The following is a 16,435-nucleotide window of genomic DNA, read 5'->3' on the forward strand; positions in this document are numbered from 1 at the left end:
CGCACCGCCGGCCGACGCCCGTCGGCCACCGCGGCGACCCGCGAGGGGCCGCCGCGGCGGCACGGGTCAGCGGACGCGGGTGACCCAGCCGTGCGGGTCGGCGACCTTGCCCCGCTGGAGGTCGACCAGTTGCTGGCGCAGGGCCATGGTGAACCGCCCCGGCTCGCCGCCACCGATCAGGAACTCGCCGTCCGGGAATCGCACCTCACCGATCGGGGTGATCACGGCCGCGGTGCCGCAGGCGAAGACCTCGCGCAGCCGGCCGCTGGCCGCGTCCGCCTGCCAGTCGGCGAAGGTGACCGGCCGCTCCTCGACCCGGTGCCCGGCCCCGGCTGCCAGCGTCAGCACCGACTCCCGGGTGATGCCGGGCAGGATGGTGCCGGTCAGCGGCGGGGTGACCAGGGTGTTGTCGTCGTAGACGAAGAAGACGTTCATCCCGCCCAGTTCGTCGACGAACCGGCGCTCCACCGCGTCGAGGAAGACCACCTGGTCGCAGCCGTGCTCGATGGCCTCGGCCTGGGCGACCAGCGACGCGGCGTAGTTGCCGCCGCACTTCGCCGCGCCGGTGCCGCCGGGCGCGGCGCGGGTGTAGTCGGGCGAGACCCAGACCTTCACCGGCTGGACCCCGCCGGAGAAGTACGCCCCGACCGGCGAGGCGATCAGCACGTAGAGGTATTCGTTGGCCGGCCGGACGCCGAGGAACACCTCGTTGGCGAACATGAACGGCCGCAGGTAGAGGCTGCCGTCCTCGCCCTCCGGGATCCACTCCCGGTCGATCTCGATGAGCCGGTGCAGCGATTCGACGAACGCCTCCGGCGGCAGCGTCGGCATCGCCATCCGCTGGGCCGAGGCCACGAACCGGGCCGCGTTGGCCTCCGGACGGAACATGGTGACCCCGCCGTCGGCGGTGCGGTACGCCTTCAACCCCTCGAAGATCTCCTGCGCGTAGTGCAGCACGGCGCTGGCGGGATCCATCGGGATGGGCGCCCGCGCCTCGACCCGGGCGTCGTACCAGCCCTTGCCGTCGGCGTACCGGATGGTCACCATGTGGTCGGTGAACACCCGGCCGAACCCCGGGTTGGCCAGCAGGGCAGCCCGGTCGGCGGCGGATACCGGCGCGGGATTCGGACGGATCTCGAACTCGATCTTGTCACCACCGCTCATCGCGCTGACCTCCCTGCTGGGCAACGGCATGCGGGACCGCACGCCGGGAAACTGTGCCAGAAACTTACCCCGAACGGTCGTTCAGCGGGTAGCGCCGCCCGGGCGTACCGGGACGGCCGAACCGGTCGCGGCCCGCCGGGCAATGCCCGCCGGGCCGGCGACGACCCCGTTCAGGCGACGGCGTAGGCCGCCAGCCGGTCGCCTACCTCGGCGGTGCGCAGCGGTACGCCCGGCGTGCGGGCGGCCAGCTCCTGGCCGACCGCGGCGGTGACCCGGGCCGCGGCCTCGGCGTGGCCGAGCTGGTCGAGCAGGAGCGCGGCGGAGAGCACCGCCGCCACCGGGTCGGCCACGCCGCGCCCGGCGATGTCCGGCGCGGAGCCGTGCACCGGCTCGAACATCGACGGGTACGTCCCGTCGGGGTTGATGCTGCCGCTGGCGGCCAGCCCGATGCCGCCGGTGACCGCGGCGGCGATGTCGGTGAGGATGTCGCCGAAGAGGTTGTCGGTGACCACCACGTCGTAGCGCTGCGGCTGGGTGACCAGGAACATCGCGGCGGCGTCCACGTGCTGGTACTCGGTGGTCACGTCCGGGTGCTCGGCGGCGACCGCCTCGAACGCGCGGGCCCACAGCGAACCGGCGTGGGTGAGCACGTTCGTCTTGTGCACCAGGGTGACCTTGCGCCGCTCGCGGCGCGCGGCGCGGGCGAAGGCGTCGCGGATGACCCGTTCCACGCCGTGCCGGGTGTTCAGGCTCTCCTCGGTGGCGATCTCGGCCGGGGTGCCCCGGTGCAGCGCGCCGCCGGCGCCGGCGTAGAGGCCCTCGGTGCCCTCGCGTACCACCACCAGGTCGACCTCGCCGGGCTTCACGCTGCCGAGCGGGCCGGCCGTCCCCGGCCAGAGCCGCGACGGGCGGAGGTTGACGTACTGGTCGAAGGCGAACCGGAGCTTGAGCAGCAGGCCGCGCTCCAGCACCCCGGGCGGGACGCTCGGGTCGCCGACCGCGCCGAGCAGGATCGCGTCGTGCCCGGCCAGCTCGGTCAGCACCGACTCGGGCAGCACCTCGCCGGTGCGGTGGTAGCGGGCCGCGCCGAGGTCGTACTCGGTCGCGGCGACTCCGGGCAGCACGGCGTCGATGACCTTGCGGGCCTGCGCGACCACCTCGGGTCCGATCCCGTCACCGGCCACCACCGCGATGCGTGCCACGTCCTGTGCTCCCTCGACTCGCCGTCGCCCCGACGGTACGCCGCCATCCCGTCCCCCGGTACGGATCTTCCAGAATATGGGAACCGGGGATGCACAGGAGGCTCCCAGGTGGGATTCATGATGTGGTCAACTCCGCTGACTAGCGTGGCACCATGCGGATCGACGAGCAGCCCCGGACCCGCTGGGTGGACCAGTCGGCCCTCCACAGCCGCCGCCCGGACCTGCGACTCGGCCCGCGCAGCCCGCGGCTCGACCGGCCCGGCACGGTGACCGGCGACCGGATCGCCGTGCGGCACACCGTACGCACCTCCACCGCCGAGTACGCCCTGCTGCTCAACGCGCCCGAGTGGCTCGGCCACCGCGGCGTCGGCGAGGCGCTGCGGGACGCGGTGGCCGAGCTGCGCGCGATCGACCTCACCTACGGCCCCAACCGCCCGGACAGCCTGGTCTCCAGGCTGCGCCGGGGCGAGATCAGCCCCGAGTCGTACCCGCCGCTGGCCGACCTGGTGGACCGGTGCGTCGCGATGCGGGCGGCCACCGACGGCTGGTTCGACGCCTGGGCCGTGCCCGGCGGCTTCGACCCCGGCGGCCTGCTCGGCGGGTGGGCGGTGGAGCGGGCGGCGGCCCGGCTGCGCGCCGCCGGCATCCACGACTACGCCGTGCTCACCGGCGCCGACCTGGTGGTACGCGGGCACGCCCCGCACGGCGGCCCGTGGCGGGTGGCGGTGCACCACCCCACCGAGCGGCGCCGGGCACCGCTGGTGCTGGAGATGACGGCGGGGGCGGTCGGCACCTCCGGGGTGACCGGCCGGCAGGGTCACGTGGTGGACCCGCACACCGGGGAACCGGTCGACCAGATGGTGGCGGCCACCGTCGTCGGCCCCGATCTCGCGGTGGCCGACGCGTACGCCACCGCGCTCTACGCCGCCGGCCCCGTCGGGCTGGCCTGGTTCGGAAACGGTTCGGACTACCGGCCGCTCTTCACCCACCGCCACTGAGCGTCGCGCCGGCACCGGCGGCGCTGACCCGCGATCGGCCTCCACGGCCGCGGCAACGACCGTGGAGGCCGGTCAGCGACGAGTGCGCGTGGCTCGCGCAATCGAGGGGTGCGGGCCGGTCGGGCCGGACGTCGACCTCGCCACCCGAAGACGGGCCGCCGCCGCGAGCTCGGCCAGTAACCGCACAGGTACGCTAGCGAATCGACGCAACTCGACGCAAGAGTCTCCACAGCGGACCGTCCCGACAGGAGGATGGCAGGCCGGCGGCCGACCCGCGGCGGGGCAGTTTCGACATGGTGAACGACTGATGGCACGCTGTCCGCCGTGAGTTTCGATCTGAGCGTGTGGGCCCTCGCGGACGGGGCGACACCCGAGGACGTCCGGGGCGCGGTGCAGCGGTGCCGACAGGGACAGCACCTGGACCGGCACCCGGACCCCCGGGTCGTGGGCTTCTACCGGGCGATCACCGCCACCTACCCCGACCGGCACCCGGGCCCGGACACCCCATGGGCGGTCACCCCGCTGCACGCGGCCCACGACCACGTCGAGCTGAACCTGCACCCGACCTGCGAGGACCAGGTGCTGCTCGACATCGAGCGGCTGGCCGGTGAGCACGGGCTGATGCTCTTCGACGCCCAGGACGGCACCGTCTACCCGCCCCCGGCGCGGCTGCCCTGAGCGCCCCGACCGGCTCGAGGGCCCGGTCGGCGTACGACAGCGGGGCCCGGCGGATCGCCGGGCCCCGCCTCGTCGTGCCCGCGACTACTCGTCGCGCAGGTCGGCGGCGCTGGCCGCGACCGCGCCGATCGACTCGGCGGCCGAGGTGAGCAGGTCGGCGCCGAGCGCCTGGTCGACGGTGAGCGTCATCAGCGTCTCGCCGCCGGCCTCCCGGCGGGCCACCTGCATGGCCGCGATGTTGATGCCGGCCTCACCGAGCAGCGTGCCGACGGTGCCGACCACGCCCGGCCGGTCGGCGTAGCGCAGGAAGAGCAGGATGCCCTCGGCGCCGATCTCCACGTCGAAGCCGTCGACCTCGGTGAGCTTGATGATGTCCCGGGTGCCGGCGGTGGTCACCGTGCCGGAGACGCTGACCGTCCGGCCGTCCGGCAGCGCGCCCCGGACGGTGACCAGGTTCGGGTGGTCGGCCGTCTCGGCCTGGGTGACCAGGCTGACCTCGACCCCGCGCTCAGCGGCCAGGTGCGGCGCGTTGACGTAGGTGACCTGCTCCTCGACCACCGAGCTGAACAGCCCCTTGGTGGCGGCGAGCTTGAGCACCGAGACGTCGTGGTTGACGATCTCGCCGCGCACCTCGACGGTGACGCTGGCGGCGACCCCGCCGGCGACGGCGGTGAAGGCCCGGCCGAGCTTCTCGGCCAGCGGCAGCAGCGGCCGGACGTCCTCGGCGACCACGCCGCCGGCCTGCACGTTCACCGCGTCCGGCACGAACTCGCCCTGCAGCGCCAGCTTGACGCTCTTGGCCACGGCCAGGCCGGCCTTGTCCTGCGCCTCGTGGGTGGAGGCGCCCAGGTGCGGGGTGGCCACCACGTTGTCGAAGGCGAACAGCGGCGAGGAGGTGCAGGGCTCCTTGGCGTAGACGTCGACGCCCGCTCCGGCGACCCGGCCCTCGGCGATCGCGTCGGCCAGCGCCTGCTCGTCGATCAGGCCGCCGCGGGCGGCGTTGACGATCCGCACGCCCGGCTTGACCAGGGCCAGTTCCTTCTCGCCGATCAGCCCGACGGTCTCCGGCGTCTTCGGCAGGTGGATCGAGATGAAGTCGCTCTCCCGCAGCAGCTCCTCCAGGCCCACCAGGCGGACGCCGAGCTGCGCCGCGCGGGCCGGCTGGATGTACGGGTCGTACGCGATCAGCCGGGTGCCGAAGGCGGCGATCCGCTGGGCGAAGAGCACGCCGATGCGGCCGAGGCCGACCACGCCGACGGTCTTGCCCTGGATCTCCACGCCGGTGTACTTGGACCGCTTCCACTCCCCCGCCTTCAGCGCCGCGCTGGCGCTGGCGGTGTTCCGGGCGACCGCGAGCAGCAGCGCGACGGCCTGCTCGGCGGCGGAGACGATGTTGGAGGTGGGCGCGTTGACGACCATGACACCCCGGGCCGTGGCGGCCGGCACCTCGACGTTGTCCAGCCCGACGCCGGCGCGGGCGACGACCTTCAGCCGCGGCGCGGCGGCGATCGCCTCGGCGTCGATCTGGGTGGCGCTGCGCACGATGACGGCGTCGGCCTCGGAGAGCGCCGAGAGCAGGGCCGGGCGGTCGGTGCCGTCGACGTGGCGGACGTCGAAGTCGTGGGCGAGCACCTCGATGGCGGCGGGAGCGAGTTCTTCGGCGATCAGTACGACAGGAGTCATTGGTCCTCGTAGATGTCGTCAGAGCGGTCGGCCGGGCCGCCGGGCGCCGCACTGCGCCCCGCGCTGATCCGTGCCTTTTGCCGTCAGGTGCCGGCTACGCACCTACCCGCGATCGTAGGGGGCGGGCCGGCCGGCATGTCGCGGACCGTGGGGTGAGTGCCCTCACAACCGCCGGTGAGCAGCCGGTGAACGGCGGCCGGCGCGCGTACCCGGCTCGGCGTTCGGCGGCCCGGCCCGGCGGGCGCGGGCTGAGGCGTCGGTCACCCGGTCCCAGTAGGCAGGCAGGTGGCTGTTCTGGCGGTCGCCGTCGTCGACGCTCCGGCCGCACCGAGGCGTGCGGACGGGCAGGACGCCCGACGGCCCCGGCCCGGCGCCGGGGAGAGCGCCGGGTCGGGGCCGTCGGTGCGGCGCCCGGGCGGATGCCGACCGGGCACCGCGGGGAAAGCGTCAGGCGGTCTCGGTGATCGGCCGGTCGACCCAGCTCATCATGCCGCGCAGCTTCCGGCCGGTCTCCTCGATCGGGTGCGCCGCGCCCTCGGCCCGCCACTTGGCGAAGTTCGGCCGGCCGGCGTCGTCCTCGGCGATCCACTCGCGGGCGAACTCGCCGGACTGGATCTCGGAGAGGATCTTGCGCATCTCCTCCTTGACCCGGGCGTCGACGACCCGCGGGCCGCGGGAGAGGTCGCCGTACTCGGCGGTGTCGGAGACGCTGTAGCGCATCCGGGCGATGCCGCCCTCGTACATCAGGTCGACGATGAGCTTCAGCTCGTGCAGGCACTCGAAGTAGGCGATCTCCGGGGCGTAGCCGGCCTCGGTGAGCACCTCGAACCCGGTCTGCACCAGGGCGGCCGCGCCGCCACAGAGCACCGCCTGCTCACCGAAGAGGTCGGTCTCGGTCTCCTCGGTGAAGGTGGTCCGGATCGCGCCGGCCCGGGTGCCGCCGATGCCCTTGGCGTAGGACAGGGCGAGCGCGAAGGCGGAGCCGGAGGCGTCCTGTTCGACGGCGACCAGGCAGGGCACGCCCTTGCCGTCGACGTACTGCCGGCGGACCAGGTGACCCGGGCCCTTCGGGGCCACCATCGCCACGTCCACCTCGGCCGGCGGCTTGATCAGGTCGTACCGGATGTTGAAGCCGTGCCCGAAGAAGAGCGCCTTGCCCGGGGCGAGGTGCGGCGCGATCGACTCCGCGTACAGGGTGCGCTGCACGGTGTCCGGCGCGAGCAGCATGATCACGTCGGCCTCGGCCGCCGCCTCGGCCGGGGTGACCACCCGCAGCCCCTGTTCCTCGGCCTTGACCCGGCTCTTCGAGCCGGTCGGCAGGCCGATCACCACGTCGACCCCGGAGTCGCGCAGCGACAGCGCGTGGGCGTGGCCCTGGCTGCCGTAGCCGATCACCGCGACCTTCTTGGCCTGGATCAGGCCGAGGTCGGCGTCGTCGTCGTAGTACACCTCAACGCTCATGACTTCCCTTTCGCGTACGGCGGCCCGGGCGGCCCGTCGTGGATCGTTGCGTGTTGTGAGCGGGCGGCGGGGCCGCCTCAGGCGGCCCGCAGCGCCGGCCCGGCGGTGATCGACCGCGAGCCGCGCCCGATCGCCACCAGTCCGGACTGGACCATTTCCTTGATTCCGAAGGGTTCGAGGTCGCGCAGCAGCGCGTCGAGCTTGTCCGGGGTACCGGTGGCCTCGATGGTCAGCGTGTCCGGCGCCACGTCGACCACCCGGGCCCGGAACAGGTTCACCGTCTCCAGTACCTGGGCCCGGGCCGTGCGGTCGGCCCGCACCTTGACCAGCAGCAGTTCCCGGGCCACCGAGACCTGCGGGTCCAACTCGACGATCTTGAGCACGTTCACCAGCTTGTTGAGCTGCTTGGTGACCTGCTCCAGCGGCGAGGACTCGGCGTTGACCACGATGGTGATCCGGGAGACGTCCGGGTTCTCCGTCTCGCCGACGGCCAGGCTGTCGATGTTGAAGCCGCGCCGGGAGAACAGCCCGGAGACCCGGGCCAGGACACCCGGCTTGTTCTCCACCAGCACGCTCAGCGTGTGCATCGTCATCAGATGTCATCCTCGTCGAAGACCGGGCGGACGCCGCGGGCGAACATGATCTCGTCGTTGCTGGTGCCGGCGGCGACCATCGGCCACACCATCGCGTCCTTGCCGACCACGAAGTCGATCACCACGGGGGCGTCGTTGATCTCCATGGCGGCGGCGATGGTCCGGTCGACGTCCTCGGCCGTCTCGCAGCGCAGCCCGACGCAGCCGAGCGCCTCGGCGAGCTTCACGAAGTCGGGGATGCGGTGCTTGTGCGTGCCGAGGTCGGTGTTGGAGTAGCGCTCCCCGTAGAACAGGGTCTGCCACTGCCGCACCATGCCGAGGTTGCCGTTGTTGATCAGGGCGATCTTGACCGGGATGCCCTCCAGGGCGCAGGTGGCCAGCTCCTGGTTGGTCATCTGGAAGCAGCCGTCGCCGTCCACCGCCCAGACCACCGTGTCGGGCCGGCCCACCTTGGCGCCCATCGCCGCCGGCACCGCGTAGCCCATCGTGCCGAGGCCGCCGGAGTTCAACCAGGTGTGCGGCTTCTCGTACGAGATGAACTGCGAGGCCCACATCTGGTGCTGGCCGACGCCGGCGACGTAGATGGCGTCCGGACCGGCGATCTCGCCCAGCCGCTTGATCACGTACTGCGGGGAGAGCGTGCCGTCGGCCGGCTCCTCGTAGCCCAGCGGGTAGCGCTTGCGCAGGTCGTCGAGCTGGGCCCACCAGTCGGCCAGGTCGGCGCGCCGGCCGGCCTCCTGCTCGGCCGTCACCGCGCTGATCAGCTCGTCGATCACGTGCCGGGCGTCGCCGACGATCGGCACGTCGGCGTGCCGGTTCTTGCCGATCTCGGCCGGGTCGATGTCGGCGTGCACCACCGTCGCGTCCGGGGCGAACGAGTCCAGCTTGCCGGTGACCCGGTCGTCGAAGCGCGCGCCGAGGGCCACGATCAGGTCGGCCTTCTGCAGCCCGTAGACCGCGGCGACCGTGCCGTGCATGCCCGGCATGCCGAGGTGCTGCTGGTGCGAGTCGGGGAACGCGCCGAGCGCCATCAGGGTGGTGACCACCGGGATGCCGGTCAGCTCGGCCAGCCGGCGCAGCCCCTCGGTGGCGCCGGCCTTGAGCACGCCGCCGCCGACGTAGAGCACCGGCCGCCGGGCGGCGGTCATCAGCCGGGCCGCCTCCCGGATCTGCTTGCCGTGCGGGTGCAGGGTCGGCCGGTAGCCCGGCAGGTCCAGCGTCGGCGGCCAGGCGAACGTGGTGGCCGCCTGGAGGACGTCCTTCGGGATGTCGACCAGCACCGGGCCGGGCCGGCCGGTGGCGGCCAGGTGGAACGCCTCGGCCAGCACCCGCGGGATCTCGTCGGCGTTCTGCACCAGGAAGTTGTGCTTGGTGATCGGCAGGGTGATGCCCTGGATGTCCGCCTCCTGGAAGGCGTCGGTGCCGATCGACGGCCGCGCCACCTGGCCGGTGATCGCGACCACCGGCACCGAGTCCATGTACGCGTCGGCGATCGGCGTGACCAGGTTGGTCGCGCCGGGGCCGGAGGTGGCGATGCAGACACCGACCCTGCCGGTGGCCTGCGCGTAACCGGTCGCCGCGTGCCCGGCGCCCTGCTCGTGCCGGACCAGGATGTGCCGGACGGTGGAGTCGTAGAGCGGGTCGTAGGCGGGCAGGATCGCACCGCCCGGGATGCCGAAGACGACGTCCACGCCGAGCGCCTCGAGCGAGCGCACCAGCGAACCGGCGCCGGAGACCTGGGCCGGGGCGGGTGTGCGTACCCCCGGAACGGCCGGGGTGGCCGCGGCGCGGACGGTCCCGGCGTGGTCGGCGTCGCTCGCCGGCTCGGCGGCCGCGCGCGCCCGCCGGGCGGAGTGGGCGAGTGTTTCTGGCGTGGGTCTGGTCATGGCGGTTCAGGCCTTCGGCTGGAGTGAGTGAGGCTCTTCAAGCAGTGAAACGCGGGCGGGGCCCGCTCCGACGGGTTTCGATGGCAACAAAAAAGCCCTCGTGCAGGATGCACGGGGCCAGCGCACTCTCAGCGAGGGAGAGTGCGCTCAGGTAAGTACTCGCAGCGACCGGGACATGGGGTCAAGCCTGACGCATCTCACGCGATGAGTCAACTGATCCCACATGCTGGTTAACGGATCTCGGCGCGTCGCCGCCCGACGCGCCCGGGGCACCCGGCCCGACCTGCCCGGACGGGGTCTCGGCCGGGCGCTGGGCGGGCGGGCGGACCGGCCCGACCACCGGCGGGGTCGGGAACGGCGCGGACGGCCGGGCCGGGCGGGCGCCCGGCGAGGTGGCCGCCTCCAGCATCGCCTCCAGGTGCTCGGCCGGTACGCCCCAGCCGCAGAGCGCGCCCTGGCCGAACCGGCAGCCGGCGGCGACCACCGCGGCCAGCTCGGTCGGCGTGGTCACCCCCTCGGCGATCACCTCCAGGCCGAGCTGGTGGCCGAGCCGCATCACGATGTCGACCATCGGCGCGAACGCGGGACCGTCCCGCCCCACCGGCCGGACCGGCTCGTGCTCAGCGACCAGGCCATGGTCGATCTTGAGGATGTCGATCGGCAGGCGGCGCAACTGCCCGAGCGACGAGTAGCCGGCGCCGAAGTCGTCCAGCGCGATCCGTACCCCGGTCAGCCGCAGCGCGGCCAGCCGGCGGATCAGCTCGTCGAGGTCGGTGGCCACGGCGTGCTCGGTGACCTCCAGCACCAGCCGCTGCGGCGGCACGTGGTGGGCGCGCAGCGCCTCGGCCACCTGCACCACGTACTCCGGGGCGTGCAGTTCCCGCGGGGAGACGTTCACCGACACCCACACGTCGTGCCCGTCGGCCAGCCAGCGGGAGAGCTGGTGGCACGCCTGGTGCAGCACCCAGGCGCCGAGCTTGGCGATCATCCCACACTCCTCGGCGAGCGGGATGAACTCGTCCGGGCGCACGTTGCCCAGCTGCGGATGGTGCCAGCGCAGCAGCGCCTCCGCGCCGACCGGGCGTACCGAGGGCAGCGAGGCGACCGGCTGGAACACCAGCCGCAGCTCGTCGCGCTCGATCGCGCCGCGCAGCTCGTGCTCCAGCGTGGTGCGCCGGCGCAGCAGCTCGTCGTACGCCGCGTCGTAGCGCTCGATCCGGTTCTTGCCGCGCTGCTTGGCGTGGCGCAGCGCCAGGTCGGCGTGGCGCTGGAGCAGCTCCACGTCGGGCTCCCCGGCCCAGCCGGCCAGCCCGATGCTCACCGAGAGGAAGACCGGCCCCGCAGGCTGGTCGTAGGCGCGCCCGAGCACGCCGAGCAGCCGCTCGGCGACCCGGTCCGCCTCGGCCGGGCGGCCGTGCATCAGCACCGCGAACTCGTCCCCGCCGAGCCGCGCCGCCACGTCACCGGGACGCAGGTTGCCGCGCAGCCGCCGGCCCACCTCGGCCAGCACCGCGTCGCCGACGTCGTGGCCGCGCATGTCGTTGACGTTCTTGAAGCCGTCCAGGTCGAGGCCGAGCAGCACGCAGGGGGTGCCGGCGGCGGCACAGCGGTGCAGCGCGCGGAGCAGCCCGCGCCGGTTGGCCAGCCCGGTGAGCGCGTCGGTGTGCGCCAGCTCGCGGAAGTGCGCCTCCCGCTCGGCCAGCCGGCCGGCGTAGCCGCGCACGTCGTGCAGGGTCAGGAACTGCCGGGTCACCAGGGCGAAGCCCTCAACGCTGCCGGCCGCCACGGCCAGCGCGCCGAACCGGCCGTCCTGCGACAGGTGGTAGACCGCGGAGGCGGTCATCGCGACGATCGGGAGCAGGGCGTACTCGCCGTCGCGGCCGATCAGGTAGCGGTCGGCCCTGGCCGGCGGGTCGACCCGGCGCAGCGCCAGCGCCGCGGTGAGCGCGCCCGCGGCGAGCAGCGCCGCCGAGATCACCGCCACCGCCGGCCCGGCCTGGCAGAGACCGGTCGCCATGCCCACCCCGCCGCAGGTCAGCGCGATGGCGCCGGCGCCGGCGGCGGCGAGTCGGGCGCGCGACCGCGGCGCGCGGAAGACCACGATGAGCGCCACCCCGGCGGTCAGCGCCGCGGCCACCGTGGCGATCAGGATCGCCGGGCAGGCCATCGGGGTGGCGTCGCCGAGCAGCCGGGTCGGCTCGGTGAGGAGCACCCAGCCGACGAACCAGAGCGCGCCCGCCATGATCAGCCCGTCGAGGACCAGCCGGGCGGCCGCCGCGCCGGTCGGGGCGACGCCGGGCAGCCGGAGCAGCCCGGCGCAGAAGAGCAGCCCGCCGGCCGCGGTGCCGACCGAGACCAGCGTGGCCCAGTCGGTGCGCGAGGCCTGCTCGTGCTCCCAGTGCGCGGCCGCGCCGAACGCCTCGGCGACGCCGAGCAGCACGGTCGCCACCGCCACCGCGCCGGCGGCGGCGAAGAGCAGGTGGGCCGGCCGCCGCGGGGCCGCGCGCCGCCGGGCGGTGGCGGCCAGCAGCACCGCGGCCGAGGCGGTCACGAGCCCGCTCAGCACCGCGACCGCGACCATGCCCGGGGGGAGATGCACGTCTCAACTCTGCCGGATGAGCGCTCCCCGTGGGAGACCGGGTGCGCAACTGTTGGGACACGGCCCGCGCGCCCGCCGGCCGGTGCGGTGCCGGTGCCAGACTGGTAGTCATGCCTGAGCTGCGGTCGAAGACCTCCACGCACGGTCGGACGATGGCCGGTGCCCGGGCCCTCTGGCGGGCCACCGGGATGACCGACGACGACTTCGGCAAGCCGATCGTCGCCATCGCCAACAGTTTCACCCAGTTCGTACCCGGTCACGTGCACCTCAAGGACCTCGGCGGCCTGGTCGCCGACGCGGTGGCCGAGGCCGGCGGGGTGGGGCGGGAGTTCAACACCATCGCAGTCGACGACGGCATCGCGATGGGGCACGGCGGCATGCTCTACTCGCTGCCCAGCCGGGAGTTGATCGCCGACGCGGTGGAGTACATGGTCAACGCGCACTGCGCGGACGCCCTGGTCTGCATCTCCAACTGCGACAAGATCACCCCGGGCATGCTGCTCGCCGCGCTGCGGCTCAACATCCCGACCGTCTTCGTCTCCGGCGGCCCGATGGAGGCCGGCAAGACGGTGGCGATCGAGGGGGTCGTGCACAGCAAGATCGACCTGATCGACGCGATGATCGCCTCGTCCAACGAGGCGGTCACCGAGGACCAGCTCGACGCCATCGAGCGCTCCGCCTGCCCCACCTGCGGCTCCTGCTCGGGAATGTTCACCGCCAACTCGATGAACTGCCTCACCGAGGCGATCGGGCTGGCGCTGCCGGGCAACGGCTCGACGCTGGCCACCCACGCCGCGCGCCGCTCCCTCTTCGTCGAGGCCGGGCGCACCGTCGTGGAGATCGCCAAGCGGTGGTACGACGGCGACGACGCCTCGGTGCTGCCGCGCGCGATCGCCTCCCGGGCCGCGTTCGAGAACGCGGTGGCGCTGGACGTGGCGATGGGCGGCTCGACCAACACCGTGCTGCACCTGCTCGCCGCCGCCCGCGAGGCCGAGCTGGACTTCGGCGTGGCCGACATCGACGCCATCTCCCGGCGGGTGCCGTGCCTGGCCAAGGTCGCCCCGAACTCGCCGCAGTACCACATGGAGGACGTGCACCGGGCCGGCGGCATCCCGGCCATCCTCGGCGAGCTGGACCGGGCCGGGCTGCTGCGCCGGGACGTGCACGCGGTGCACTCCCCCTCGCTGTCGCGCTGGCTGGCCGACTGGGACGTGCGGGGCGGCTCGGCGACGCCGGAGGCCGTCGAGCTGTTCCACGCCGCGCCGGGCGGGGTGCGCACCACCGAGCCGTTCTCCACCACCAACCGCTGGTCGTCGCTGGACACCGACGCGGCCGGTGGCTGCGTGCGGGACCGCGAGCACGCGTACTCGGCCGACGGCGGGCTGGCCATCCTGCACGGCAACCTGGCGCCGGACGGCTGTGTGGTGAAGACGGCCGGCGTGCCCGAGGAGTGCCTGACCTTCCGCGGCCCGGCCAAGGTCTACGAGTCCCAGGACGCGGCCGTCGAGGCGATCCTCAACAAGCAGGTCGTCGCCGGTGACGTGGTGGTGATCCGCTACGAGGGGCCGAAGGGCGGTCCCGGCATGCAGGAGATGCTCTACCCCACCTCGTTCCTCAAGGGCCGGGGCCTGGGCCGGGCCTGTGCGCTGCTCACCGACGGCCGGTTCTCCGGCGGCACCTCCGGGCTCTCCATCGGGCACGTCTCGCCCGAGGCGGCCTCCGGCGGGCTGATCGCGCTGGTGCGGGAGGGCGACGAGATCGTGATCGACATCCCGGGCCGCTCGATCGAGCTGAACGTGCCCGAGGACGTGCTCCAGGCCCGCCGGGTCGCCGAGGAGAAGCGGGACCGCCCGTACACCCCGGCCGACCGGCAGCGGCCGGTGTCGGCGGCGCTGCGCGCGTACGCGTCGATGGCCACCTCGGCCAGCGACGGCGCCTACCGCCGCGTCCCGGAGTAACCCGCCCCCACGCCACCCCCCGGCGCCGGTATGGTCCGGCGTCGGGGGTGGACGATCATGAGCTACGCGGGGTTGGTCCGGCCGGTCATCGACCGGGTGTACGTGGGCGCCCGGCAGGCGGCCCGGGACCGGATCACCGCCTACTACGCCGAGCGCGGGCTGCGGCCCGGGTTCGAGGTGAGCTTCAACTTCGGGCTGCTGGCCCGGCCGATGCCGGCCCGGGCGCTGGACGACGTGCTGGTCTACGTCGGCGCGGACATGACGGCAGAGCTGGCGCAGGGCGTGGCCGAGGTGGACGCCGAGGGCGCCTGGCGGCTGACCGGGCTCGGGCGGGAGTTGGCGGCGGCTGTGCAGCGGATGACCGCCGAGGCGGCCGAGGAACGGTGGGCGGCCGCGCCGGCGTACCTGCCCGGCCTGGCCGCGGTGCCCCGGCTCGCCGACCTGGTCGGCCGGCTGCTGGCGCACGGGCTGGCCACCGGCGGGCCCGGGTTCCGGGCGCTGGCCCCGGTCCACGAGCCGCCGGACGCGTCCCCGGCGCTGCGGCTGACCTCGCGGCTGGGTGCGCTGCGGCACCACCGCGGCGACGCCCACCGGGCGGCGTGGCGGGCGGCCGGGCTGACCGTCGAGGAGATCACGGCGCTGCCCGACGGTGCGGTGCGCCGGGCGATCGAGGCCGAGACGAACCGCCTCGACGAGCCGATCTACGCGGCGCTCACCGCCGGGGAACGCCTGGAGCTGCTGGCCGGACTGGGCGCCCTACCCGACTGACCCGGCGGCGCCGGACCGCCACGAGGTCCTGGTGAGAGACGGCCCCGCGAGGGGCCGCTTCGGACCAGGATCCGGAAGCCGTCAGGCGGGGTCGACGACGCGGTCGACGACCAGCTGGGCCGCGCCCATGATGCCGACGTCGGGGCCGGTGACGACCCGCTCGATGAGCAGCGCCTGGGTGGCCAGCGGCAGGCACCGCTCGTAGAGGGTGGCCCGCATGCTGGCCAGCAGCGGCTCGCACTCGGCGAGCCGGCCGCCGATGGCGACGACCTGCGGGTTGAAGAAGTTGACCACGACGGCGAGGATCTCGCCGATCGACCGGCCGGCCTGGCGGGCCAGCGCGGTGGCGTGCCGGTCGCCGTCGTCGATCAGCCGCATCACACCGGTCAGATCCTCGACCGGTACGCCCTGCTCGCGCAACGCCGCGACCAGGGCGGCGCCGCTGGCCACCGCCTCCAGGCAGCCGGTGTTGCCGCAGCTGCACAGCGGTCCGGGGTCGGCCACCACCCGGCAGTGGCTGATGTCACCGGCGGAACCCTGGGCCCCCCGGTGCAGGCGGCCGCCGGAGATGACACCGGCGCCGATCCCGGTGCCGGCCTTGACGTAGACCGCGTGGTCGAGGTCGGCGTGCACCGCGCGGTGTTCGCCGAGCGCCATCAGGTTGGCGTCGTTGTCGACCACCACCGGCACGTCCGTCCGGCGGGCGCAGAACTCGCGGACGTCGAAGCCGTTCCAGCCGGGCATCCGGGAGGGGCTGACGATCCGGCCGGTGTCGTACTGGACCGGGCCGGGGATGCCGATGCCGATGCCGCGCAGGCTGCCGCCGGCGGCACCGCCCCGCTGGCCGGGCACCGGAGCGGCGGGTGCCAGCGCGGCGACCTCGTCGAGCAGCGCGCCGAGCACGGCCTCCGGCCCGTCCTCGATGCGTACCGGCCGGGTGCGGGCCTCGACGACCCGCCCGGTGAGGTCGAGGGTGCCGAGCCGGGCGTGGTGCGCGCCGAGGTCGATCGCCCCGACCAGCGCGCCGCCGGTGGGCACCGCCAGCTGCCGGGGCCGGCGGCCGCCGCGGGACTTCCCGGCGCCGGTCTCCTGGAGCAGCCCTTCGCTGATCAGCGCCTCGACCCGCTGGGACACGGTGGACGGGGAGAGCCCGGAGAGCCGGGCGAGATCCGCACGACTGACCGCCGCTCCGCTGGCCACCAACCGGAGCAGCTCCCGTGGACCGCCGCGCAGGCCGTCACGCGGGGCGTCGTCAATCGTCACGCGAGGTTCATAGCATCCGAGCTTTCTTCCGGCAAGCTGTTGACTTAGTTTGTGCTCTCGCATTAGATGGCCCCGTTGATTCGAGGAGTGCATAACTTTGTTCGGACATCGTAGAAAGTGAGGCGAGCTGTGGCACCGACGGCGGCACCCGACCTCGCGGGCCGGAGCGGGCCCACCCGCCC

Annotated in this window: 12 protein-coding genes; 4 read left to right on the plus strand and 8 right to left on the minus strand. The window is 73.9% G+C overall.

Translation table 11 applies throughout. The features are described from left to right. Positions 1-66 precede the first annotated feature (66 nt). Together FHX32_RS25450 and FHX32_RS25455 are read right to left on the minus strand one after the other, a co-directional pair. On the minus strand, positions 67-1,164 hold the full coding sequence (locus FHX32_RS25450; RefSeq protein ID WP_167188221.1) for a branched-chain amino acid aminotransferase: 1,098 nt from the start codon (positions 1,162-1,164) through the stop codon (positions 67-69). 170 nt (positions 1,165-1,334) lie between these two features. Further along, on the minus strand, positions 1,335-2,366 hold the full coding sequence (locus FHX32_RS25455; RefSeq protein WP_167188224.1) for a 3-isopropylmalate dehydrogenase: 1,032 nt from the start codon (positions 2,364-2,366) through the stop codon (positions 1,335-1,337). Positions 2,367-2,518: 152 nt separating this feature from the next. Here FHX32_RS25455 and FHX32_RS25460 point away from each other — a divergent pair, with 152 nt between their 5' ends. Next, positions 2,519-3,364, plus strand: coding sequence for an FAD:protein FMN transferase (locus FHX32_RS25460; RefSeq protein ID WP_167188227.1), 846 nt, complete (start codon positions 2,519-2,521; stop codon positions 3,362-3,364). A gap of 324 nt (positions 3,365-3,688) precedes the next feature. Then, positions 3,689-4,042, plus strand: a complete 354-nt coding sequence (locus FHX32_RS25465; RefSeq protein WP_486481314.1) for a hypothetical protein — start codon at positions 3,689-3,691, stop codon at positions 4,040-4,042. A gap of 84 nt (positions 4,043-4,126) precedes the next feature. Here the strand turns inward: FHX32_RS25465 and serA are convergent, their stop codons facing one another. The 5 genes from serA to FHX32_RS25490 form a co-directional block, all read right to left on the minus strand. After that, entirely contained in the window at positions 4,127-5,725 is a 1,599-nt protein-coding gene (gene serA, locus FHX32_RS25470; protein WP_167188230.1) for a phosphoglycerate dehydrogenase, read from the minus strand. A 447-nt stretch (positions 5,726-6,172) separates the two neighbouring features. Next, a complete protein-coding gene (gene ilvC, locus FHX32_RS25475) occupies positions 6,173-7,186 on the minus strand; it encodes a ketol-acid reductoisomerase (RefSeq protein ID WP_109900155.1) in 1,014 nt (337 codons plus the stop codon). 77 nt (positions 7,187-7,263) lie between these two features. Beyond that, a complete protein-coding gene (gene ilvN / locus FHX32_RS25480) occupies positions 7,264-7,779 on the minus strand; it encodes an acetolactate synthase small subunit (protein ID WP_088995589.1) in 516 nt (171 codons plus the stop codon). Beyond that, positions 7,779-9,665 (minus strand): acetolactate synthase large subunit, encoded by a 1,887-nt coding sequence (locus tag FHX32_RS25485; protein ID WP_167188233.1) that lies wholly within the window; start codon positions 9,663-9,665, stop codon positions 7,779-7,781. The genes ilvN and FHX32_RS25485 overlap by 1 nt, the downstream gene beginning before the upstream one ends. A 181-nt stretch (positions 9,666-9,846) precedes the next feature. Then, positions 9,847-12,246 carry a bifunctional diguanylate cyclase/phosphodiesterase gene (locus FHX32_RS25490; protein ID WP_167189250.1) on the minus strand — a complete coding sequence of 800 codons (2,400 nt, stop codon included), beginning with the start codon at positions 12,244-12,246 and terminating at the stop codon, positions 9,847-9,849. A gap of 128 nt (positions 12,247-12,374) precedes the next feature. Here FHX32_RS25490 and ilvD point away from each other — a divergent pair, with 128 nt between their 5' ends. Together ilvD and FHX32_RS25500 are read left to right on the plus strand one after the other, a co-directional pair. Next, complete coding sequence (ilvD, locus tag FHX32_RS25495) at positions 12,375-14,222, plus strand: dihydroxy-acid dehydratase (protein WP_167188236.1); 1,848 nt, start codon at positions 12,375-12,377, stop codon at positions 14,220-14,222. 57 nt (positions 14,223-14,279) lie between these two features. Continuing rightward, a complete protein-coding gene (locus tag FHX32_RS25500; protein ID WP_167188239.1) occupies positions 14,280-14,990 on the plus strand; it encodes a hypothetical protein in 711 nt (236 codons plus the stop codon). Positions 14,991-15,071: 81 nt separating this feature from the next. Here the strand turns inward: FHX32_RS25500 and FHX32_RS25505 are convergent, their stop codons facing one another. Further along, complete coding sequence (locus tag FHX32_RS25505) at positions 15,072-16,253, minus strand: ROK family transcriptional regulator (protein WP_208419189.1); 1,182 nt, start codon at positions 16,251-16,253, stop codon at positions 15,072-15,074. Positions 16,254-16,435 lie beyond the last annotated feature (182 nt).

This window comes from Micromonospora sp. CNZ280, assembly GCF_011759515.1.